The organism is Cedecea sp. FDAARGOS_727 (genome assembly GCF_012273235.1).
Classification (GTDB): domain Bacteria; phylum Pseudomonadota; class Gammaproteobacteria; order Enterobacterales; family Enterobacteriaceae; genus Cedecea; species Cedecea davisae.
Window position 1 is genome coordinate 1,294,437 of sequence record NZ_CP050966.1, and the last position, 18,511, is coordinate 1,312,947.

The window sequence follows — 18,511 nt, forward strand, 5'->3', positions numbered from 1 at the left end:
CAAGAGGCATGCTAATGAGTTATTTACTTGCACTGGACGCCGGGACGGGCAGCATTCGCGCCGTTATCTTCGATACCGCAGGCCAGCAGATTGCCGTCGGCCAGGCAGAGTGGAAGCATCTCAGCGTGGATAATGTGCCGGGCTCTATGGAGTTCGATCTTGCCGTCAACTGGCAGCTAACCTGCCGCTGCATTCGCGAAGCGTTGCATAAAGCCAATCTTTCCTCCGCCGCGATTAGCGCGGTTTCCTGCTGTTCCATGCGTGAAGGGATCGTGCTGTACGACAGCGGCGGTGAACCTATCTGGGCCTGCGCCAACGTTGATGCCCGCGCCAGCCGCGAGGTCAGCGAGCTTAAAGAGATCCACGACTTCCGGTTTGAGTCCGAGGTGTATCACGTTTCCGGCCAGACGCTTGCCCTGAGCGCCATGCCGCGCCTGCTGTGGCTGGCTCATCATCGCCCGGATATTTATCGCAAAGCCGCAACCGTCACTATGATCAGCGACTGGCTGGCGGCCAGACTCTCCGGCGAGCTGGCCGTTGATCCTTCTAATGCAGGCACCACCGGGATGCTTGATCTGGCGACCAGAGACTGGCGCCCCGCCCTGCTGGATATGGCCGGGCTGCGGGCAGATATCCTTTCCCCGGTGAAAGAAACCGGGAGGGTGCTTGGCGGCGTGACGCAACAGGCGGCAGAGGAAAGCGGCCTGCTGAAAGGCACGCCGGTAGTGATGGGCGGCGGCGACGTGCAGCTTGGGTGCCTCGGGCTGGGCATTGTCAGAGAGGGGCAAACCGCGGTGCTGGGCGGGACTTTTTGGCAGCAGGTGGTTAACCTTCCGGCGATCAAAACCGATCCGGAAATGAACATCCGCATTAACCCGCACATCATCCAAAATATGGTGCAGGCGGAGTCCATCAGCTTCTTTACCGGCCTGACGATGCGCTGGTTCCGGGACGCCTTCTGCGCGGAAGAAAAGCTGCTGGCCGAGCGGCTGGGCGTAGATACTTACGCCCTGATGGAAGAGATGGCCAGCCGCGTTCCGGCAGGCTCCCACGGCGTGATGCCGATTTTCTCCGACGCAATGCATTTCAAGCAGTGGTATCACGCCGCACCTTCGTTTATTAACCTCTCCATTGACCCTGAGAAATGCAACAAGGCGACGCTGTTCCGCGCGCTTGAAGAGAATGCGGCCATTGTTTCGGCCTGCAATCTCGAACAAATATCCGGATTTTCAGGGGTAAAATTTGATTCGCTGGTGTTTGCCGGAGGCGGCTCAAAAGGCGCGCTCTGGAGCCAGATCCTTAGCGACGTAACCGGGCTGCCGGTTCGCGTTCCGGTGGTTAAAGAGGCAACGGCATTAGGCTGCGCCATTGCGGCGGGCGTGGGGGCCGGGCTGTTTGACTCGCTGGCCGCTACGGGAGAACGCCTGGTGCAGTGGCAGCGCGAATTCACGCCAAATCCGGAGCACCGCGAGCTGTACAACGAAATGAAGCGCAAATGGCAGAAGGTTTATGCCGACCAGTTGACCTTGGTGGACAGCGGCTTAACGACCTCGATGTGGCAGGCTCCGGGGCTTGCGCCAAGAACGCCGGTGTAATCTTTCCCCTCACCCCGGCCCTCTCCCCAAAGGGGCGAGGGGGAAAACAAACCGCTTTGTATCACACTGTATCCAGAACCCGGCCAGATACGCCGCCATGCAAAAAGGACGGTTTGGAAAACACGCCGCCTACAATCCCATGATGTGATAGCCAAACACTTTGTTACGGCTTCGGAGAAAACATCATGTTCAACAAACTCACCCTGTCTGCACTGATTGCTCCACTTTCTCTCTCGGTGGTTTTCGCCTGCCAGGCGGAAGCTGCTGGTTTTGACTCAAAGCAGATAAAACAGATCGATGCGGGCGTGCTGAGCGTCGGCTATGTCGAACTCGGCCCGAAAGACGGCCAGCCGGTTATTCTCCTGCACGGCTGGCCCTACGACATCAACAGCTTCGCCACGGTAGCGCCCGAGCTGGCGAAGCAGGGCTACCGGGTTATCGTCCCTGACCTGCGTGGCTTCGGCAGCACCCGCTTCCTTTCGGCCACTACGCCACGTAACGGCGAGCCGGTCGCGATTGCAGACGATACCCTGGCGCTAATGGACGCGCTGCATATCAGGCAGGCGGTATTCGCCGGTTATGACTGGGGCGCACGCACCGCAGATATCGCCGCGGCGCTGCACCCTGAGCGAGTTAAAGCTTTGGTATCGGTCAGCGGCTATCTGATTAGCAGCCAGCAGGCGGGCAAGAAACCGCTGCCGCCGAAGGCCGAGCTGCAATGGTGGTATCAGTTCTATTTCGCGACTCCGCGCGGCGCGGCGGGCTATGCGCAGAATACTCACGACTTCGCCAAACTTATCTGGCAGCAGGCTTCTCCGGGCTGGAAGTTCAGCGACGAGACGTTTAATACCAGCGCCAAATCGCTTGATAACCCGGACCACATCGCCATTACGTTAAGTAATTATCGCTGGCGTCAGGGGCTGGAAAACGGTGAGCAGAAATACGCGGCAGACGAGGAAAAGCTGGCGGCGCTGCCGAACATCAGCGTGCCGACTATCACCATCGAAGGGGATAACAACGGCGCGCCGCATCCTGCCCCGCAAGCCTATGCCGCGAAGTTTACCGGCAAGTACGAGCACCGCACCTTCAGCGGCAATATCGGTCATAACCCGCCGCAGGAAGCACCGGAGGCCTTTGTTAAGGCAGTGGTGGATGCCAGCAAGCTGTAGTACAAAAAGAAGCACGGCCGTTTTGCAGCGAGCGGCTAAGCTGGTTTCAGCCCCCATTTTTTAGCGCCAGGAGCCCCAGGTGGAACACATTGATCATATTCTCGTTGTGGACGATGACCGCGACATTCGCGAACTCATTGTCAGCTATCTGGAGAAGTCCGGCTACCGCGCGAGCGGCGCGGCCAACGGTAAAGAGATGCGGGCGACGCTGGATAAGCAGCACGTCGATTTAGTGGTGCTGGACGTCATGATGCCGGGCGACGACGGGCTGACGCTGTGCCGCCAGCTGCGAAGCGACAAACATAAAGACCTGCCGATCCTGATGCTGACCGCAAGAAACGAAGATACGGACAGGATCCTCGGTCTGGAAATGGGTGCCGACGACTACGTGGTCAAACCCTTTGTCGCCCGCGAGCTGCTGGCACGGATCAAGGCGATCCTGCGCCGTTTCCGCGCCCTGCCGCCTAATTTGCAGGTTACCGAAGCCGGGCGGATCATCGCTTTCGGCGAATGGCAGCTTGATACTTCAGCCCGCCACCTGATTGACCATCAGGGCACCATTGTCGCGCTTAGCGGCGCGGAATATCGCCTGTTGCGCGTATTTCTGGATCACCCTCAGCGCGTGCTGTCCCGGGATCAGCTTTTAAACCTGACGCAGGGCCGCGACGCCGAGCTATTCGAGCGTTCTATCGATCTGCTGGTCAGCCGCGTGCGTCAGCGCCTGAATGAAGACGCGCGAACGCCAGCCTATATCAAAACCGTGCGCAGCGAAGGCTACGTGCTCTCCGTCCCGGTGGTGATTGTCGAGGCGCGAGAATGAGGCTCTGGCCACGCTCCCTGCTCTACCGCCTTTTTCTCATCGTTTTGCTGGGACTGGTGCTCGCAAACGCGCTTACGCTCTCGCTGACGACCGCCGAGCGCATGAGCAGCGCCCGAAACGTCATGCTGGATAATCTGCAAAACAACGTTGCCACCAGCGTGGCAATTCTCGATAAGCTTCCGGCAGACGAACGCCCGGGATGGCTTGAGCGCCTGGCGCGCGAAAATTATCACTATATTCTCGGGCCGGGCACGCCGGGGAAAACGCCCGTCGACGAGCGTTCAAAAGATGCAATTAACTCGCTAAAAGAAGCGCTCGGCGGCAGCTACGCGCTGAATTTTACCGCCCTGCCCGGTGCGGCATCGCACGTTCAGGCTCATTTGACCCTGGCCGACGGCTCTCCGCTCACGATTGATATCACGCCGAGAATGCCGCCGATTGAGAGCTGGCTGCCGGTGGTAATTGTTATTCAGCTCCTGCTATTAGCGCTGTGTGCGTGGTTTGCGGTGCGCCAGGTTGTCCTGCCGTTTACCCGCTTTACCCATGCAGTAGAGGCGCTGGAGCCTGCGGCATCGGCCCCTTCCGCCATGCCGGAGAGCGGCCCGGTTGAAGTACAACATGCCGCCAAAGCGTTTAATGCCATGCAGGCGCGGATCCAGATGCACCTGAAAGAACGTACGCAAATTCTGGCGTCGATCTCTCACGATCTGCAAACGCCGATCACCCGCATGAAGCTGCGCCTGGAAATGAGCGACGAGCCGGAGCTACGCGACAAGCTAATGCAGGATCTCGACAACATGACCCATCTGGTGCGCGAAGGCATCGCCTATGCGAGATCCTCAGAAACGCTTGAAAAACCGCAGCAACGTATCGAACTGAGAGCCTTTGTCGACAGCCTGGCCTGCGACTACCAGGACGTGGGTAAGCCGGTGCAGTTTGCCGCACCTCAGGCAGCGCTTGCGCTCTCGACCCGCCCGCAGGCGCTGCGCCGTATCCTGACCAACCTGCTGGATAACGCATTGAAATTCGGCACTGCCGCTGAACTGAGCCTGGAACGCCAGGGTGAAAATCAGGTCACGCTGACGATTACCGATAACGGTCCCGGCATCCCCGATGAAGAGCTTAGCGCGGTGTTACAGCCGTTTTACCGCATCGAAAATTCAAGAAACCGCGATACCGGCGGCACCGGGCTGGGGCTGGCTATTGCCGCTCAACTCGTCGGCCAGCTGGGCGGCTCGTTAACCCTCGCTAACCTGCCGCAGGGCGGGCTGAAGGCCAGCATTACCCTGCCGATCGCGTGATTGTATCGCTCTGTATGCCTGCACGACGGCGACAAACAAACTGACAATCAGGCCGATTTCCCCACACACCGCGAACACATCAGGACGTTTTAATGGCCCGAGCCATTCAATCATCCTTTAACCGTGAGGTGTGTTATGACCGTTCTGATTGCCTTTCTTGGCGGCATACTGAGTTTATTAAGCCCCTGTACCCTGCCCGTCATTCCGTTACTTTTCGCCGCATTTAGGGGCAAGAAGCAGCAAATTGCCGCTCTTTTTCTCGGGATGGTAAGCATGTTTACCGCCGTTGCCCTGCTGGTGAGCGCCGCCGGAGAGTGGATTGTTAAGGCTACGCTGGTTGGCCGCTGGGTCGCCCTGGCAATGCTGGCGCTTGCCGCCCTGACGCTAATCTTCCCTAACCTCGCCGGGCGGATTACGCGCCCCGCCGTGCAGTTGGGTAACGCCATCAACGACAAAAGCAATCGCACTCGCGGCACGCTGTCGGCATTTCTGGCCGGGCTGGCCGTCGGCCTGCTCTGGTCCCCCTGCGCGGGGCCAATCCTGGGTGCCATCCTCGGCATCGGCCTGTCCGGCTCCTCGACGGTGGCCGCCGGTTTGTTGCTTGCCGCCTATGGTTCAGGGTGCGCGCTGATGCTGGCTCTGTTGTGGTTCTGCGGATACCGGATTATGGCCCGCCTGCGTGAAAAAATGGCGCTGATGGAGCAGCTGCGCCGCGTGGCCGGGGTTGCGATGCTGGCAACGGTAGTCCTTATCGCCTCCGGCACCACTTCGGCACTACAAAATGCTAACGGCGCGGCTGCGAAGCTGGAGCAACGTTTATTGGCGCTTTCCCCCGTAACGACGGCAGCACCAAAGCTACAGCCCATCGTCGATACAGCCCCGAGCAGCGCCATGCCTTCGCTGGCAGGAGGAACGGCCTGGATAAACAGCCCGGCGCTAACGCCCGAAGCGCTGAAGGGCAAGGTTGTGCTTATCGACTTCTGGACCTTCGACTGCATTAACTGCCAGCATTCTCTGCCGCACGTCCGCGAGTGGGCGAATAAGTACAAAGATCGGGGACTGGTGGTGATTGGCGTTCATACGCCGGAATATCCGTGGGAAAAAGATCTCGATTCGGTGAAAAAAGCGGTGGCTAAGTGGCAGTTGCCGTACCCGGTGGTCACCGACAACAACTACCAAATCTGGAATGCGTTTGGCAACCAATACTGGCCCGCTCACTATTACTTTGACGCCCGCGGCCAGCTACGCAATGTCTCGTTCGGCGAAGGCAACTATGAGCAGCAAGAACAGGTAATACAGAAGCTGCTCCAGGAAGCGCATACCTGATTTTTCTCCTCCGGGGAGGTGGGAATTTGAATCACATCACATTCGCCGCACTCCCCTTTTCCCTTTTACGCCGCGACGGCTAAATTAGAACTCATCCGACCACATAACAATAATTTTACATATTGGAATCGTCTATGAGCTACTCGTCGCTGCTTGCCCCTTTGGATCTTGGCTTCACCACCCTGAAAAACCGCGTGCTTATGGGGTCGATGCATACCGGCCTGGAAGAGTTGCCGGACGGCGCAGAGCGCCTGGCTGCCTTTTATGCAGAGCGCGCACGCCACGGCGTAGCCCTGATTGTGACCGGCGGCATTGCACCCTCATCTTCCGGGGTAACAATTGCCCACGGCGCGGTGTTGAACGATAAAAACCAACTTGCCCATCACCGCGTGGTAACCGATGCCGTTCACCGCGAAGGCGGGAAAATTGCGCTGCAAATTCTGCATACCGGCCGCTACAGCTATCAGCCAAAGCTGGTCGCTCCGTCGGCCATTCAGGCTCCGATTAACCCGTTTAAACCCCACGCCCTTAGCCACGAAGAGATCCTTACCCTCATCGAAGACTTCGCCAACTGCGCCAGCCTGGCTCGCGAGGCGGGCTATGATGGCGTGGAAATAATGGGCTCCGAAGGCTACCTGATTAACCAGTTTTTAGCGGCGCGCACCAACCAGCGCGACGATGAATGGGGCGGCGACTACTCGCGCAGAATGCGCTTTGCGGTAGAAGTGGTGCGCTCGGTTCGGGAAAGGGTTGGCAAAGAATTCATTATTATCTATCGCCTGTCGCTGCTCGACCTGGTCGAAGGCGGCGGCAACTTTGAGCAAGCCGTTACCCTGGCTAAAGCGATAGAAAAAGCGGGCGCGACGCTTATAAATACCGGCATTGGCTGGCACGAGGCGCGTATTCCAACCATCGCTACTTCGGTGCCGCGCGGGGCGTTCAGCTGGGTGACGAAAAAGCTCAAAAGCCACGTCGCGCTGCCGCTGGTCACGACCAACCGTATCAACACCCCGGAAACCGCCGAGCAAATTTTGGCCCAGGGCGACGCGGATATGGTCTCGATGGCCCGCCCGTTTCTTGCCGACGCCGAGTTTGTCTCCAAGGCCGCCGCGGGCAAATCAGAGCAAATCAATACCTGCATCGGCTGTAACCAGGCCTGCCTGGATCAGATTTTTGCCGGGAAGGTAACTTCCTGCCTCGTAAACCCCCGTGCCTGCCACGAAACCAAAATGCCCGTTGTGCCCGCTACGCAAACTAAGTGCATCGCGGTTGTTGGCGCGGGCCCTGCCGGGCTTGCCTTTGCGGTGAACGCCGCCGGGCGTGGCCATAAAGTCACGCTGTTTGACGCCGCCGCAGAAATTGGCGGGCAGTTTAATATCGCCAAGCAGATCCCCGGCAAAGAAGAGTTCTTCGAAACGCTACGCTATTACCGCCAGATGCTCAAGCTGAACGGCGTTGAAGTACGCCTCAACCAATACGTTAACGCTGCCATGCTCGGCGGCTATGACGAAGTGGTTCTGGCCTGCGGTATTGAACCACGCATGCCGGATATCGAAGGCATTAGTCATTCTAAAGTGCTGAGTTACATCGACGTGCTGCGTGAGAAAACACCGGTCGGCAATCGCGTGGCGGTGATTGGCGCGGGCGGCATCGGCTTTGATACTTCGATGTACCTGAGCCAGCAGGGCGAGTCCACCAGCCAGAGCATCGCCGAATTCTGCGTGGAATGGGGCATTGATACCAGCCTGCAAAATGCCGGAGGGCTGTGCCCGGAAGGCGCTCACCTGCCCAAAAGCCCGCGTAAAATCTATCTGCTACAGCGCAAAACCAGCAAACCGGGAGAAGGCCTGGGGAAAACGACCGGCTGGATACATCGCACCACGCTGCTGGCTCGCGGCGTGAAGATGATGGCGGGCGTGAGCTACGATCGTATTGATGATGCCGGGCTGCATATCACCGTCGGCGGCGAGCCGCAGCTGCTGGAAGTGGATAACGTGATTATTTGCGCCGGGCAAAACCCGCGCCGCGAGCTGGAGCAGCCGCTAAGGGAGATGGGAAAAACCGTGCATTTGATTGGCGGTGCCGATGTGGCGATGGAGCTGGATGCCCGACGCGCTATCGCGCAGGGCACCCGTCTGGCGCTGGAGATTTAGCTGCGGCGGCCTAACTTAACCGCTTTGAGCACCACGAACTTGCTGTTAGTGGCGACCGTGGTGCAGTTACCGAAGATCTTCTTCAGCTTGCGGAAGTAGTCGAGGTGACGGTTAGCCACGATATACAGCTCGCCGTTGATTTTCAGGCAGCGGCGGGCGTGGTGGAACATCTCCCACGCAATCTGGTCGGTCAGCGCGTGCTGCTGGTGGAACGGCGGGTTACACAGCACCGCGTTGAAGCGGAACGGCTCCACGCCGGACAGCCCGTTGTTAATCATAAACTCGCAGCGGTCGATATCGCCCGGCAGGTTGGTTTCAACGTTCAGGCGGCTGGACGCGACCGCCATCGGCGATTCATCCACAAACACCACCTGCGCCTGCGGGTTTCTTTCCAGCAGCGTCAGGCCAATTACCCCGTTGCCGCAGCCCAGGTCCACAATCTCGCCTTCCAGATCGGAAGGCAGGTGCTCAATAAAGAAACGTGCGCCAATGTCCAGCCCGGTGCGGGAGAAGACGTTCGCATGGTTGTGAATGGTCCACGGCGTGCCTTCCAGCTTCCAGCTCAGCGTTTGCGGCGCATCGGCCAGCTCCGGCTTTGTCACGGTTGGGTTAATCAAACGCGCTTTTTTCCACGCCAGCGAGGTGGTGGTTGGCCCAAGAATTTTTTCAAACAGCTCAAGGGTCGAGTTATGAACGTCACGCGCTTTAGCACCCGCGATGATGCGGGTTTCCGGGGTAACAACCTTGCGCAGGGCGCGCAGCTGTTGCTCCAGCAGAGCCAGGGTTTTAGGCACTTTAATCAGCACCAGGCCCGGTGCCTGCGGATACTCAGCGGTGCTGTCGAGGAAGGTTACGCTGTTTTCCGCGATGCCGTTCTCGCGCAGGTTTTCACGCGTCGCCAGTTCGCTCAGGTATGAGTCGCTGATGCTGTAAGGCTTGTGCTCCGCCAGCACGCAGGCGAGCGTGCCGAAGGTATCGTTGAATACAAGAACGGGGCCGACTGGCTCAAGTTCGTCCACCTGTTGCAACAGGTAGTCATCTGCCGCTTCCCACGCCTGCAGCGGGTTAACGTCGTCCGTTTCTGGAAAACGTTTCAGCGTCAGTGAACGAAAACCGTTGTCTAATTGGCTCATCGGCCCTCCTGGATGGTAAAATTTGGTGATATCCCCATAGCGGGGGCGAGAGTATACCTTTTTTTCCTTCAACCTGAGACAAGCATGAGCGAACTGATTTATTTAAGCGGCTATCCCGAGCATTTGCTCTCCCAGGTTCGTACCCTGATTGCCGAGCAGCGCCTGGGCGAAGTGCTGGAGAAGCGCTACCCGCAGAGCCACAATATCGCTACAGATAAAGCGCTTTACGCTTACACTCAGGAGTTGAAAAGCCAGTTTCTGCGTAATGCTCCGCCGATAAATAAAGTCGCTTATGACAGCAAAATCCACGTTCTGAATAACGCGCTTGGGCTGCATACCGCTATTTCGCGCGTGCAGGGCAACAAGCTGAAAGCTAAAGCGGAAATCCGCGTGGCCACCGTTTTTCGCGGCGCTCCTGAAGCGTTTTTACGCATGATCGTAGTGCATGAGCTCGCGCATCTTAAGGAGAAAGATCACAACAAAGCGTTCTACTCCTTGTGCTGTCATATGGAACCGCAGTATCACCAGTTAGAATTCGACACGCGGCTTTGGCTGACGCAGCTGTCGCTCAGCGGCGCGGCCTGATTAAACCCGTGCCCCTTTATCAACCTTCCGGAGAACGCCCCTGTCTATGATACGTTTCGCTGTGGTTGGCACCAACTGGATAACCCGTCAGTTCGTGGATGCCGCTCATGAAAGCGGCAAATATAAGCTCACTGCGGTTTACTCGCGCAGCCTTGAGCAGGCTCAGGCTTTCGCCAATGATTACCCGGTGGAGCACCTGTTCACATCGCTTGAAGCAATGGCCCAAAGCGACGCCATTGACGCGGTATATATTGCCAGCCCTAACTCGCTGCATGGCCCGCAAAGCCTGCTGTTCCTCAGCCACAAAAAACATGTGATTTGCGAAAAACCGCTGGCTTCGAACCTGCGCGAAGTGGAAGCGTCTATCGCCTGCGCCCGCGAGAATCAGGTCGTGCTGTTCGAGGCGTTTAAAACCGCCAGCCTGCCGAACTTTATTGCCTTACAGCAGGCGCTGCCGAAGATCGGGAAGATCCGCAAAGCGCTGCTCAGCTACTGCCAGTATTCTTCGCGCTACCAGCGCTATCTGGACGGCGAAAACCCGAATACCTTCAACCCGGCGTTTTCTAACGGCTCGATTATGGATATCGGCTTCTACGTGCTGGCCTCTGCGGTGGCGCTGTGGGGCGAGCCTCATTCCGTTCAGGCCACCGCCTCGCTGCTCGACAGCGGCGTGGATGCCCACGGCAGCGTGCAGATGAACTACGGCGATTTCGACGTCACCCTGCTGCACTCTAAAGTGAGCGACTCCGCTATTCCAAGCGAGATCCAGGGCGAAGCCGGTTCGCTGCTTATCGAGAAAATCTCGGAATGCCAGCGTCTGACCTTTATCCCGCGCGGCGGAAAACCGCAGGATCTTACGCTGCCGCAGCATATCAACACTATGCTGTATGAAGCGGAGACCTTTGCGCGGCTGGTTGAAGAGAACGAAGTAAATCATCCGGGCCTGGCGACCTCGCGCGGCACTTCGGCGCTTGCCACCGAAATTCGCCGCCAGACGGGCGTGAAGTTCCCGGCGGATGACGTACCAGAGCAGCTTCCGGCATGATGAGCGGCAAAAAAGCGTAACGGGATATTGACGCCGACGCCGGCCTGTCATATTTTGTTACTCGCAAAGGGGAGTAACTTCATTGCCGGTTAATCGTCATTACGATGCGCAAGCATCCGGTTGCCGGGCAACGTCGCAGACGTTGTAAGTGAGACCTTGCCGGAAGGCGAGATCCCTGTTGCAAGCGAAAGCGGCTGGCGTCTTCTGACGTTAGCCGTTTTTGTTTTTAAGGAATCTCATTATGCATACTGTCGGTACCCCCCTCCTCTGGGGCAGCTTCGCGGTCGTGGTCGCCATCATGTTGGCTATCGATCTGCTGGTTCAGGGCCGTCGCGGCTCGCAAACCATGTCCATGAAACAGGCGGCCATCTGGTCGCTGGTCTGGGTCTCTCTTTCCCTGCTGTTTAACCTCGCCTTCTGGTGGTATCTCAGCGGCACCGCTGGCCGCGAAGTGGCGGACACCCAGGCGCTGGCCTTCCTCACCGGTTACCTGATTGAAAAAGCGCTGGCGGTCGATAACGTCTTCGTCTGGCTGATGCTGTTCAGCTACTTTGCCGTGCCCGCTGCGTTGCAGCGTCGGGTGCTGGTTTACGGCGTGCTGGGCGCGATTGTGCTGAGAACTATCATGATCTTCGGCGGTAGCTGGCTGATTACTCAGTTTGAGTGGCTGCTGTACGTGTTCGGCGCGTTCCTGCTGTTCACCGGGGTCAAAATGGCGCTGGCGAAGGAAGACGATACCGGCATCGGCGAGAAGCCGCTGGTTCGCTGGCTGCGCGGCCATCTGCGCATGACGGATAAAATCGAGAACGAGCGTTTCTTCGTCCGCCATAACGGGCTGCTGTACGCCACTCCGCTGCTGCTGGTGCTGATTCTGGTTGAGCTGAGCGACGTCATCTTCGCGGTAGACAGCATTCCGGCAATTTTCGCCGTCACCACCGACCCGTTCATCGTGCTGACCTCGAACCTGTTCGCTATCCTCGGCCTGCGCGCTATGTACTTCCTGCTGGCAGGCGTTGCGGAGCGCTTCTCAATGCTGAAGTACGGCCTGTCGGTTATCCTGGTGTTTATCGGCGTGAAGATGCTGATTGTCGACTTCTACCATATCCCGATTGCCGTTTCTCTGGGCGTAGTGGGCGGTATTCTGGCGGGAACGTTGATAATCAACGCCTGGGTTAACCACCGTAACGACCGTAAAAGCTCGGCTCAATAAGCCGGGTTCAATTCACTTTAAAGGGGCGTAATGCCCCTTTGTCATTCTGGCAAATCGCTAAAAGTCCGAACTGCCGTTTATGTCACACAGATGTTAATGATCAGTTGCAAAATCTAACGCTGAGCGCAATTCCAGCGCGAATTGCTTTGTCCTTCGGCCATTTTCCTTATACTCAGCGGGCAAACACATTTTCTTACATCCGCTCAGACGTAGCCCACTACGCACGCGGTACGCAACGACATCACTGATATACAGGAAGGTATTCATGGATCCGCAAGCTTCTGGATTATTGCAGCGCTTTGCGCGCGGCAGCCTGGTTAAACAAATTCTGATAGGCCTGGTGCTCGGCATCGCGCTGGCGCTTATCTCTGAACCGGCGGCTACCGCCACCGGCCTGCTCGGCACGCTGTTTGTTGGCGCACTTAAAGCAGTAGCGCCGGTGCTGGTACTGACGCTGGTCATCGCTTCTATTGCCAACCATCAGCACGGCCAGAAAACCAACATTCGCCCGATTCTGGTGCTCTATTTACTGGGGACTTTTTCCGCTGCGTTAACGGCGGTTGTGGTCAGTTTTATGTTCCCTTCCACACTGCATCTGACCACCGGCGCGACCGATATTACGCCGCCTTCCGGTATTGTGGCGGTTATTCATGGCCTGCTGATGAGCATTATTTCTAACCCGATAGATGCTCTGTTAAACGCCAACTACATCGGCATTCTGGTTTGGGCCGTCGGGCTGGGCTTTGCCCTGCGCCACGGTAATGAAACCACCAAAAATCTGGTTAACGATCTTTCCGACGCGGTGACCTTCATCGTAAAGGTGGTTATCCGCTTTGCGCCGATTGGGATCTTTGGGCTGGTGGCTTCAACGCTCGCGACAACCGGCTTTTCCACGCTGTGGAGTTATGCGCAATTGCTGCTGGTACTGCTCGGCTGTATGTTCGGCGTGGCGCTGATAATTAATCCGCTGCTGGTATTTATCACCACCCGCCGCAATCCTTACCCGCTGGTACTGGCCTGCCTGCGCGAGAGCGGCGTTACCGCATTCTTTACCCGCAGCTCGGCGGCGAATATTCCGGTGAATATGAGCATGTGCCAGAAAATGAATCTCGACCGCGATACCTACTCGGTTTCGATTCCTCTGGGGGCAACCATCAATATGGCCGGGGCGGCTATCACCATCACCGTGCTGACGCTGGCTGCGGTGCATACCCTGGGCGTACCGGTCGATTTGCCTACCGCGCTGCTGCTAAGCGTAGTGGCTTCGCTGTGCGCCTGCGGAGCTTCTGGCGTGGCGGGTGGATCGCTGCTGCTGATCCCTCTGGCCTGCGGTATGTTCGGCATCCCGAATGAGATTGCCATGCAGGTGGTTGCCGTGGGCTTTATTATCGGCGTGCTTCAGGATTCTTGCGAAACCGCGCTTAACTCTTCGACCGACGTTATCTTTACCGCCGCCGTTTGCCAGGCGGAGGATGCTCGTCTTGCGAAGAGCGATCCGCTGCGAGGATAGTTTTTTCCTCCCCGCCGCCGGCGGGGAGCTAAAGCGTTACGCCACTCTTAAACAGCGCCAGCTCCCGGAAGTCGTTTTTCTCGTTGCAGGTGCTTTCCCCGTTTACCGTGCGAACAATCACATCAATAAACTGCTCCAGCAGCTCAGGCATGGTGCTGCCATGCAGCAGGCGCCCGGCGTCAAAATCAATCCAGTGCGGTTTTTTCTCCGCCAGCTCGCTGTTAGTGGCGATTTTCAACGTGGGTACAAAGCCGCCATAAGGCGTGCCGCGCCCGGTGCTGAACAGCACCATATGGCAGCCCGCTCCGGCCAACGCGCTGGTCGCTACCGCATCATTTCCGGGCGCGCTAAGCAAGTTCAGCCCGGCCTCTTTTAGCCGCTCTCCGTAGCGCAGCACGTCAACAACCTGGCTGCCTCCGGCTTTCTGCGTGCAGCCGAGGGATTTCTCTTCCAGCGTGGTGATGCCGCCCGCCTTGTTTCCCGGAGAAGGGTTTTCGTAAATCGGCTGGTGATGCTCGATAAAATAGCGTTTGAAGTCGTTAACCATGGCGACGGTTTTCTCAAACGTTTCTTCATCGCGACAGTGGCTCATCAGAATGCGTTCTGCGCCAAACATTTCCGGCACTTCCGTCAGCACCGTGGTGCCGCCGTTCGCCACAACATAGTCGGAAAAGAGGCCCAGCATTGGGTTGGCCGTAATGCCGGAAAGGCCATCGGAGCCGCCGCATTCAAGGCCGAACTTCAGCTCGCTGAGCCGGCCTGGCTGGCGGGTGTCGTGGCGCATAACCTGATACAGGGCGTGAAGATGCTCCAGCCCCGCCTCAACTTCATTATCCTGCTGCTGCAAAGCCATAAAACGCACGCGGCTGGGGTCATACTCGCCCAGCGTTTCGCAAAAGGCGGCTATCTGATTGTTTTCACACCCAAGCCCCACCACCAGCACCGCTCCGGCATTGGGATGATGCACCATGTTTTGCAGCATGGTACGGGTGTTGAGGTGATCGTCTCCCAGCTGGGAACAGCCGAACTGGTGGCTGAACAGATACGCTCCGTCAATGCCTTCCGCGTCGTTGGTCTGCTTCAAAAAGCGGTTCAGCATCTGGCGCGCTATGGCGTTTACGCAGCCGACGGTTGGCAGGATCCATAGCTCATTGCGCACGCCCACCGCGCCGTTATCCCGGCGATAAAGATTAACTTCGCGATCGCTCGTCCGTTTGCCCGCAGAGGCAAATTCGGGCTGATAGCGATACTCATCTACGTCGTTAAGATTGGTCCGCAGGTTATGCGAATGCAGATGCTCGCCGACGGCGATCGCAGACAGAGCATGGCCTATCGGCAGGCCATACTTCACAACGTTTTCATCGGCGGCGAGCGCCCGAAGGGCAAATTTGTGCCCACGAGCTACCGGCTGGGGCAGCGAAAATTCACTCTGCCCGAGCGTTATCGCCTCTCCCTCCGGCAGGTCTACCAGCGCGACGGCAACATTGTCCCGGGGGTGGATCTGGATGTATCGCATATCGGCCTCGGTCGCGAGTTAATTCAGCTCAATGGCAAAATAGTCACGGGCGTTGTTAAAGCAGATGTTTTTTACCATCTCGCCCAGCAGCGGTAGATCTTGCGGCACTTCGCCCGCCTGCACCCAGTGGCCAAGCATGCGGCATAAAATCCGGCGGAAATATTCATGGCGGGTGTAGGAGAGGAAGCTGCGGCTGTCGGTGAGCATACCGACGAAGCGGCTGAGCAGGCCGAGCTGGGCAAGCTGGGTCATCTGCCGCTCCATGCCGTCTTTTTGATCGTTAAACCACCAGCCTGAGCCAAACTGCATCTTGCCCGGCATCCCTTCGCCCTGGAAATTACCGATCATCGTGCCCAGCACTTCGTTATCGCGCGGGTTCAGGCAGTAGAGAATGGTTTTCGGCAGCAGGTTCTCTTCGTTTTGCTTACTCAACAGTTTTGACAGCGGCTCGGCCAGCGGCCTGTCGTTGATTGAGTCGAAGCCCACGTCCGCCCCCAGCAGCTTGAACTGGCGCTGGTTATTATTGCGCAGCGCACCGATGTGGTACTGCTGTACCCAGCCACGGCGCGCGTACTCGGTTCCCAGCCAGGACAGCACGGCGGTTTTAAACTGTGCAACTTCGGTTTCATTGAGCAGAGCGCCCGCCAGGCGACGGGCCAGAATAGCGTCCAGCGTGGCTTCATCGGCCTCGGCGAACAGCACGACGTCCAGCGCATGGTCGGCAACTTTACAGCCGTGCGCGGCAAAGTGATCCAGCCGCTTGCTTAAGGCAGCCTGAAGATCGCCGAAGCGGCGAATATCGGTATCAGAAACGGCGGCCAGTTTTGAGATGTATTCCGCAAAGGTCGCCTGTTCAATGTTAAATGCCCGGTCCGGACGCCAGCTCGGCAGCACTTTGACGTCAAAATCGGCATCTTTTGCCACGGCGGCATGGTGCTCGAGAGAATCAACCGGATCGTCAGTGGTGCCGACCATTTTCACGTTCATCTGCTTCATGATGCCGCGAGCGCTGAAGGAGTCCTGCGCCAGCAGGTCGTTGCCCTGGTGCCAGATTTCATCCGCCGTTGCCGGGGAGAATAGCTTCCCGGTGATGCCGAACGGGCGGCGCAGCTCGAGGTGCGTCCAGTGATAGAGCGGGTTGCCGAGAGTATGCGGTACGGTGGCGGCCCAGGCGTCAAACTTTTCGCGGTCGCTCGCATCCCCGGTACACAGCCTTTCCGCAACGCCGTTGGTACGCATCGCGCGCCATTTGTAGTGATCGCCCTTCAGCCAGATGTCATACAGGTTTTTAAAGCGATAGTTGTCGGCGATTTGCTGCGGCGGCAGGTGGCAATGGTAATCAAAAATCGGCTGCTGTTTTGCGTAGTCGTGATAAAGACGGCGGGCGAATTCGGTATCAAGAAGAAAATCTTCAGTCATAAACTGGGCCATGGTCGGGCGTCCTCTGCAAATAACGATTCTATGCTTGTGCATGATGGAGTAAAGTTATCACACCAATTTTTCAGCAACGACCTGATTTTTGCGTATAAGCTCACAAAAACAGCAGATTAATTCGCCACAAACGGCCCCAAACCCCGCTACAACCCGCATCAGATCTGGCCGCAAAGGCGCTTTATCACGCCGTTCTTCCGGAAAAAGCTTTTGTGATATCACTCAACTTATAAAGATGTATGACAAGTTATCTTTCAGCCGTCGATGTCCCTCTTGCTATGGAAAGCCAGCCGCAGGCCTGGGTGACAAAAATAACAATGGATGCCGGTTTACCTGAAAACGTTCAAATGAAGACGGGATGGGGTTAGAAATGCGAAAGATAAAAGGTTTACGCTGGTACATGATAGCGCTGGTGACCCTAGGCACCGTGCTGGGCTATCTGACCCGCAATACGGTCGCCGTTGCGGCACCCACGCTGATGAGCGAGCTGCATATCACCACCCAGCAATATTCGTGGATAATTGCCGCCTATTCCGCCTGCTACACCGTGATGCAGCCGGTTGCGGGATATGTGCTGGACGTGTTGGGCACCAAAATAGGCTACGCGGTCTTCGCCGTAGTATGGGCCGTTTTCTGTGCCGCCACCGCGCTGGCGGGCAGCTGGGGCGGGCTGGCGCTTGCCCGCGGCGCGGTTGGTGCGGCCGAAGCGGCGATGATCCCTGCGGGGCTTAAGGCCAGCAGCGAATGGTTCCCGGCAAAAGAGCGTTCCATTGCGGTGGGCTATTTCAACGTTGGCTCCTCAATCGGCGCGATGATAGCTCCGCCGCTGGTGGTCTGGGCAATAGTCATGCACAGCTGGCAGATGGCGTTTATCGTGACGGGCGTCCTGAGTTTTATCTGGGCGATGGTTTGGCTCTGGTTCTATAAAAACCCCCGCGACCAGAAGAAACTCAGCAGCGAAGAGCGCGAATACATTATCAGCGGCCAGGAAGCTCATCATCAGACCGATAACACCAAAAAAATGTCGGCCTGGAAGATCCTGCGTAACCGCCAGTTCTGGGGCATTGCTCTGCCGCGCTTTCTTGCGGAACCGGCCTGGGGCACCTTTAACGCATGGATCCCGCTGTTTATGTTCAAGGCCTACGGCTTTAACCTGAAAGAAATCGCGATGTTTGCCTGGATGCCGATGCTGTTTGCCGACTTCGGCTGCATTCTTGGCGGTTACCTGCCCCCGCTGTTCCAGCGCTGGTTTGGCGTTAACCTGATTGTTTCCCGCAAGCTGGTGGTTACCATGGGCGCGGTGCTGATGATTGGCCCCGGCACCATCGGCCTGTTTACCAGCCCTTACGTCGCCATTGCCCTGCTGTGCGTGGGCGGCTTTGCTCACCAGGCGCTATCCGGCGCGTTGATCACGCTCTCTTCCGACGTTTTCGGGCGCAACGAGGTGGCGACAGCAAACGGCCTGACGGGGATGGCAGCCTGGACTGCCAGCACGCTGTTTGCCCTGGTCGTCGGCGCGCTGGCTGACACCATGGGCTTTAGCCCGCTGTTTGCCGCGCTGGCGGTATTCGACCTGCTGGGCGCTATCGTTATCTGGACGGTACTGAAAAATCAGCCCGCCAGTGAGCTGACGCCCGAAATCGTTCCGGCAAAAGCCGTCGTGCAGTCTTAAACTTAGCCGCCTTCGGGCGGCTTTAATCCCGAAGCTTGCTAGAGC

At 57.7% G+C, this 18,511-nt stretch carries 14 protein-coding genes; 11 read left to right on the forward strand and 3 right to left on the reverse strand.

The genetic code is table 11. The features are described 5' to 3' along the window. The first annotated feature begins 14 nt into the window (after positions 1 to 14). The 6 genes from lsrK (at position 15) to FOC35_RS06235 (ending at position 8,364) form a co-directional block, all read left to right on the forward strand. Positions 15 to 1,595 (forward strand): autoinducer-2 kinase, encoded by a 1,581-nt coding sequence (gene lsrK, locus FOC35_RS06210; RefSeq protein WP_172568457.1) that lies wholly within the window; start codon positions 15 to 17, stop codon positions 1,593 to 1,595. Between the two features lie 185 nt (positions 1,596 to 1,780). Beyond that, positions 1,781 to 2,764 (forward strand): alpha/beta fold hydrolase, encoded by a 984-nt coding sequence (locus FOC35_RS06215; RefSeq protein WP_172568458.1) that lies wholly within the window; start codon positions 1,781 to 1,783, stop codon positions 2,762 to 2,764. A gap of 79 nt (positions 2,765 to 2,843) precedes the next feature. Further along, on the forward strand, positions 2,844 to 3,584 hold the full coding sequence (locus FOC35_RS06220; RefSeq protein WP_016534686.1) for a response regulator: 741 nt from the start codon (positions 2,844 to 2,846) through the stop codon (positions 3,582 to 3,584). Then, positions 3,581 to 4,885, forward strand: coding sequence for an ATP-binding protein (locus tag FOC35_RS06225; protein WP_172568459.1), 1,305 nt, complete (start codon positions 3,581 to 3,583; stop codon positions 4,883 to 4,885). Before FOC35_RS06220 ends, FOC35_RS06225 begins: the two co-directional genes overlap by 4 nt. Before the next feature lie 135 nt (positions 4,886 to 5,020). Further along, positions 5,021 to 6,211 carry a cytochrome c biogenesis protein/redoxin gene (locus tag FOC35_RS06230; RefSeq protein WP_172568460.1) on the forward strand — a complete coding sequence of 397 codons (1,191 nt, stop codon included), beginning with the start codon at positions 5,021 to 5,023 and terminating at the stop codon, positions 6,209 to 6,211. Between the two features lie 134 nt (positions 6,212 to 6,345). Then, on the forward strand, positions 6,346 to 8,364 hold the full coding sequence (locus FOC35_RS06235; RefSeq protein WP_172568461.1) for an NADPH-dependent 2,4-dienoyl-CoA reductase: 2,019 nt from the start codon (positions 6,346 to 6,348) through the stop codon (positions 8,362 to 8,364). Here the strand turns inward: FOC35_RS06235 and rlmG are convergent. After that, positions 8,361 to 9,497 carry a 23S rRNA (guanine(1835)-N(2))-methyltransferase RlmG gene (rlmG, locus tag FOC35_RS06240; protein WP_172568462.1) on the reverse strand — a complete coding sequence of 379 codons (1,137 nt, stop codon included), beginning with the start codon at positions 9,495 to 9,497 and terminating at the stop codon, positions 8,361 to 8,363. The genes FOC35_RS06235 and rlmG overlap by 4 nt on opposite strands. A gap of 84 nt (positions 9,498 to 9,581) precedes the next feature. Here rlmG and FOC35_RS06245 point away from each other — a divergent pair, with 84 nt between their 5' ends. The 4 genes from FOC35_RS06245 (at position 9,582) to sstT (ending at position 13,847) form a co-directional block, all read left to right on the forward strand. After that, positions 9,582 to 10,082, forward strand: coding sequence for a M48 family metallopeptidase (locus FOC35_RS06245; protein ID WP_172568463.1), 501 nt, complete (start codon positions 9,582 to 9,584; stop codon positions 10,080 to 10,082). A gap of 46 nt (positions 10,083 to 10,128) precedes the next feature. Further along, entirely contained in the window at positions 10,129 to 11,127 is a 999-nt protein-coding gene (locus FOC35_RS06250) for a Gfo/Idh/MocA family protein (RefSeq protein WP_016534680.1), read from the forward strand. 241 nt (positions 11,128 to 11,368) lie between these two features. Then, positions 11,369 to 12,337 (forward strand): TerC family protein, encoded by a 969-nt coding sequence (locus tag FOC35_RS06255; RefSeq protein ID WP_172568464.1) that lies wholly within the window; start codon positions 11,369 to 11,371, stop codon positions 12,335 to 12,337. A gap of 265 nt (positions 12,338 to 12,602) precedes the next feature. After that, on the forward strand, positions 12,603 to 13,847 hold the full coding sequence (gene sstT, locus FOC35_RS06260) for a serine/threonine transporter SstT (protein WP_172568465.1): 1,245 nt from the start codon (positions 12,603 to 12,605) through the stop codon (positions 13,845 to 13,847). A gap of 28 nt (positions 13,848 to 13,875) precedes the next feature. Here the strand turns inward: sstT and FOC35_RS06265 are convergent, their stop codons facing one another. Together FOC35_RS06265 and uxaC are read right to left on the reverse strand one after the other, a co-directional pair. Continuing rightward, on the reverse strand, positions 13,876 to 15,363 hold the full coding sequence (locus FOC35_RS06265) for a UxaA family hydrolase (protein WP_172568466.1): 1,488 nt from the start codon (positions 15,361 to 15,363) through the stop codon (positions 13,876 to 13,878). Positions 15,364 to 15,381: 18 nt separating this feature from the next. Continuing rightward, entirely contained in the window at positions 15,382 to 16,794 is a 1,413-nt protein-coding gene (gene uxaC / locus FOC35_RS06270) for a glucuronate isomerase (protein ID WP_016534676.1), read from the reverse strand. A 370-nt stretch (positions 16,795 to 17,164) separates the two neighbouring features. Here uxaC and FOC35_RS06275 point away from each other — a divergent pair, with 370 nt between their 5' ends. After that, complete coding sequence (locus FOC35_RS06275; protein WP_039897858.1) at positions 17,165 to 18,466, forward strand: MFS transporter; 1,302 nt, start codon at positions 17,165 to 17,167, stop codon at positions 18,464 to 18,466. The last annotated feature ends 45 nt before the right edge of the window (positions 18,467 to 18,511 follow it).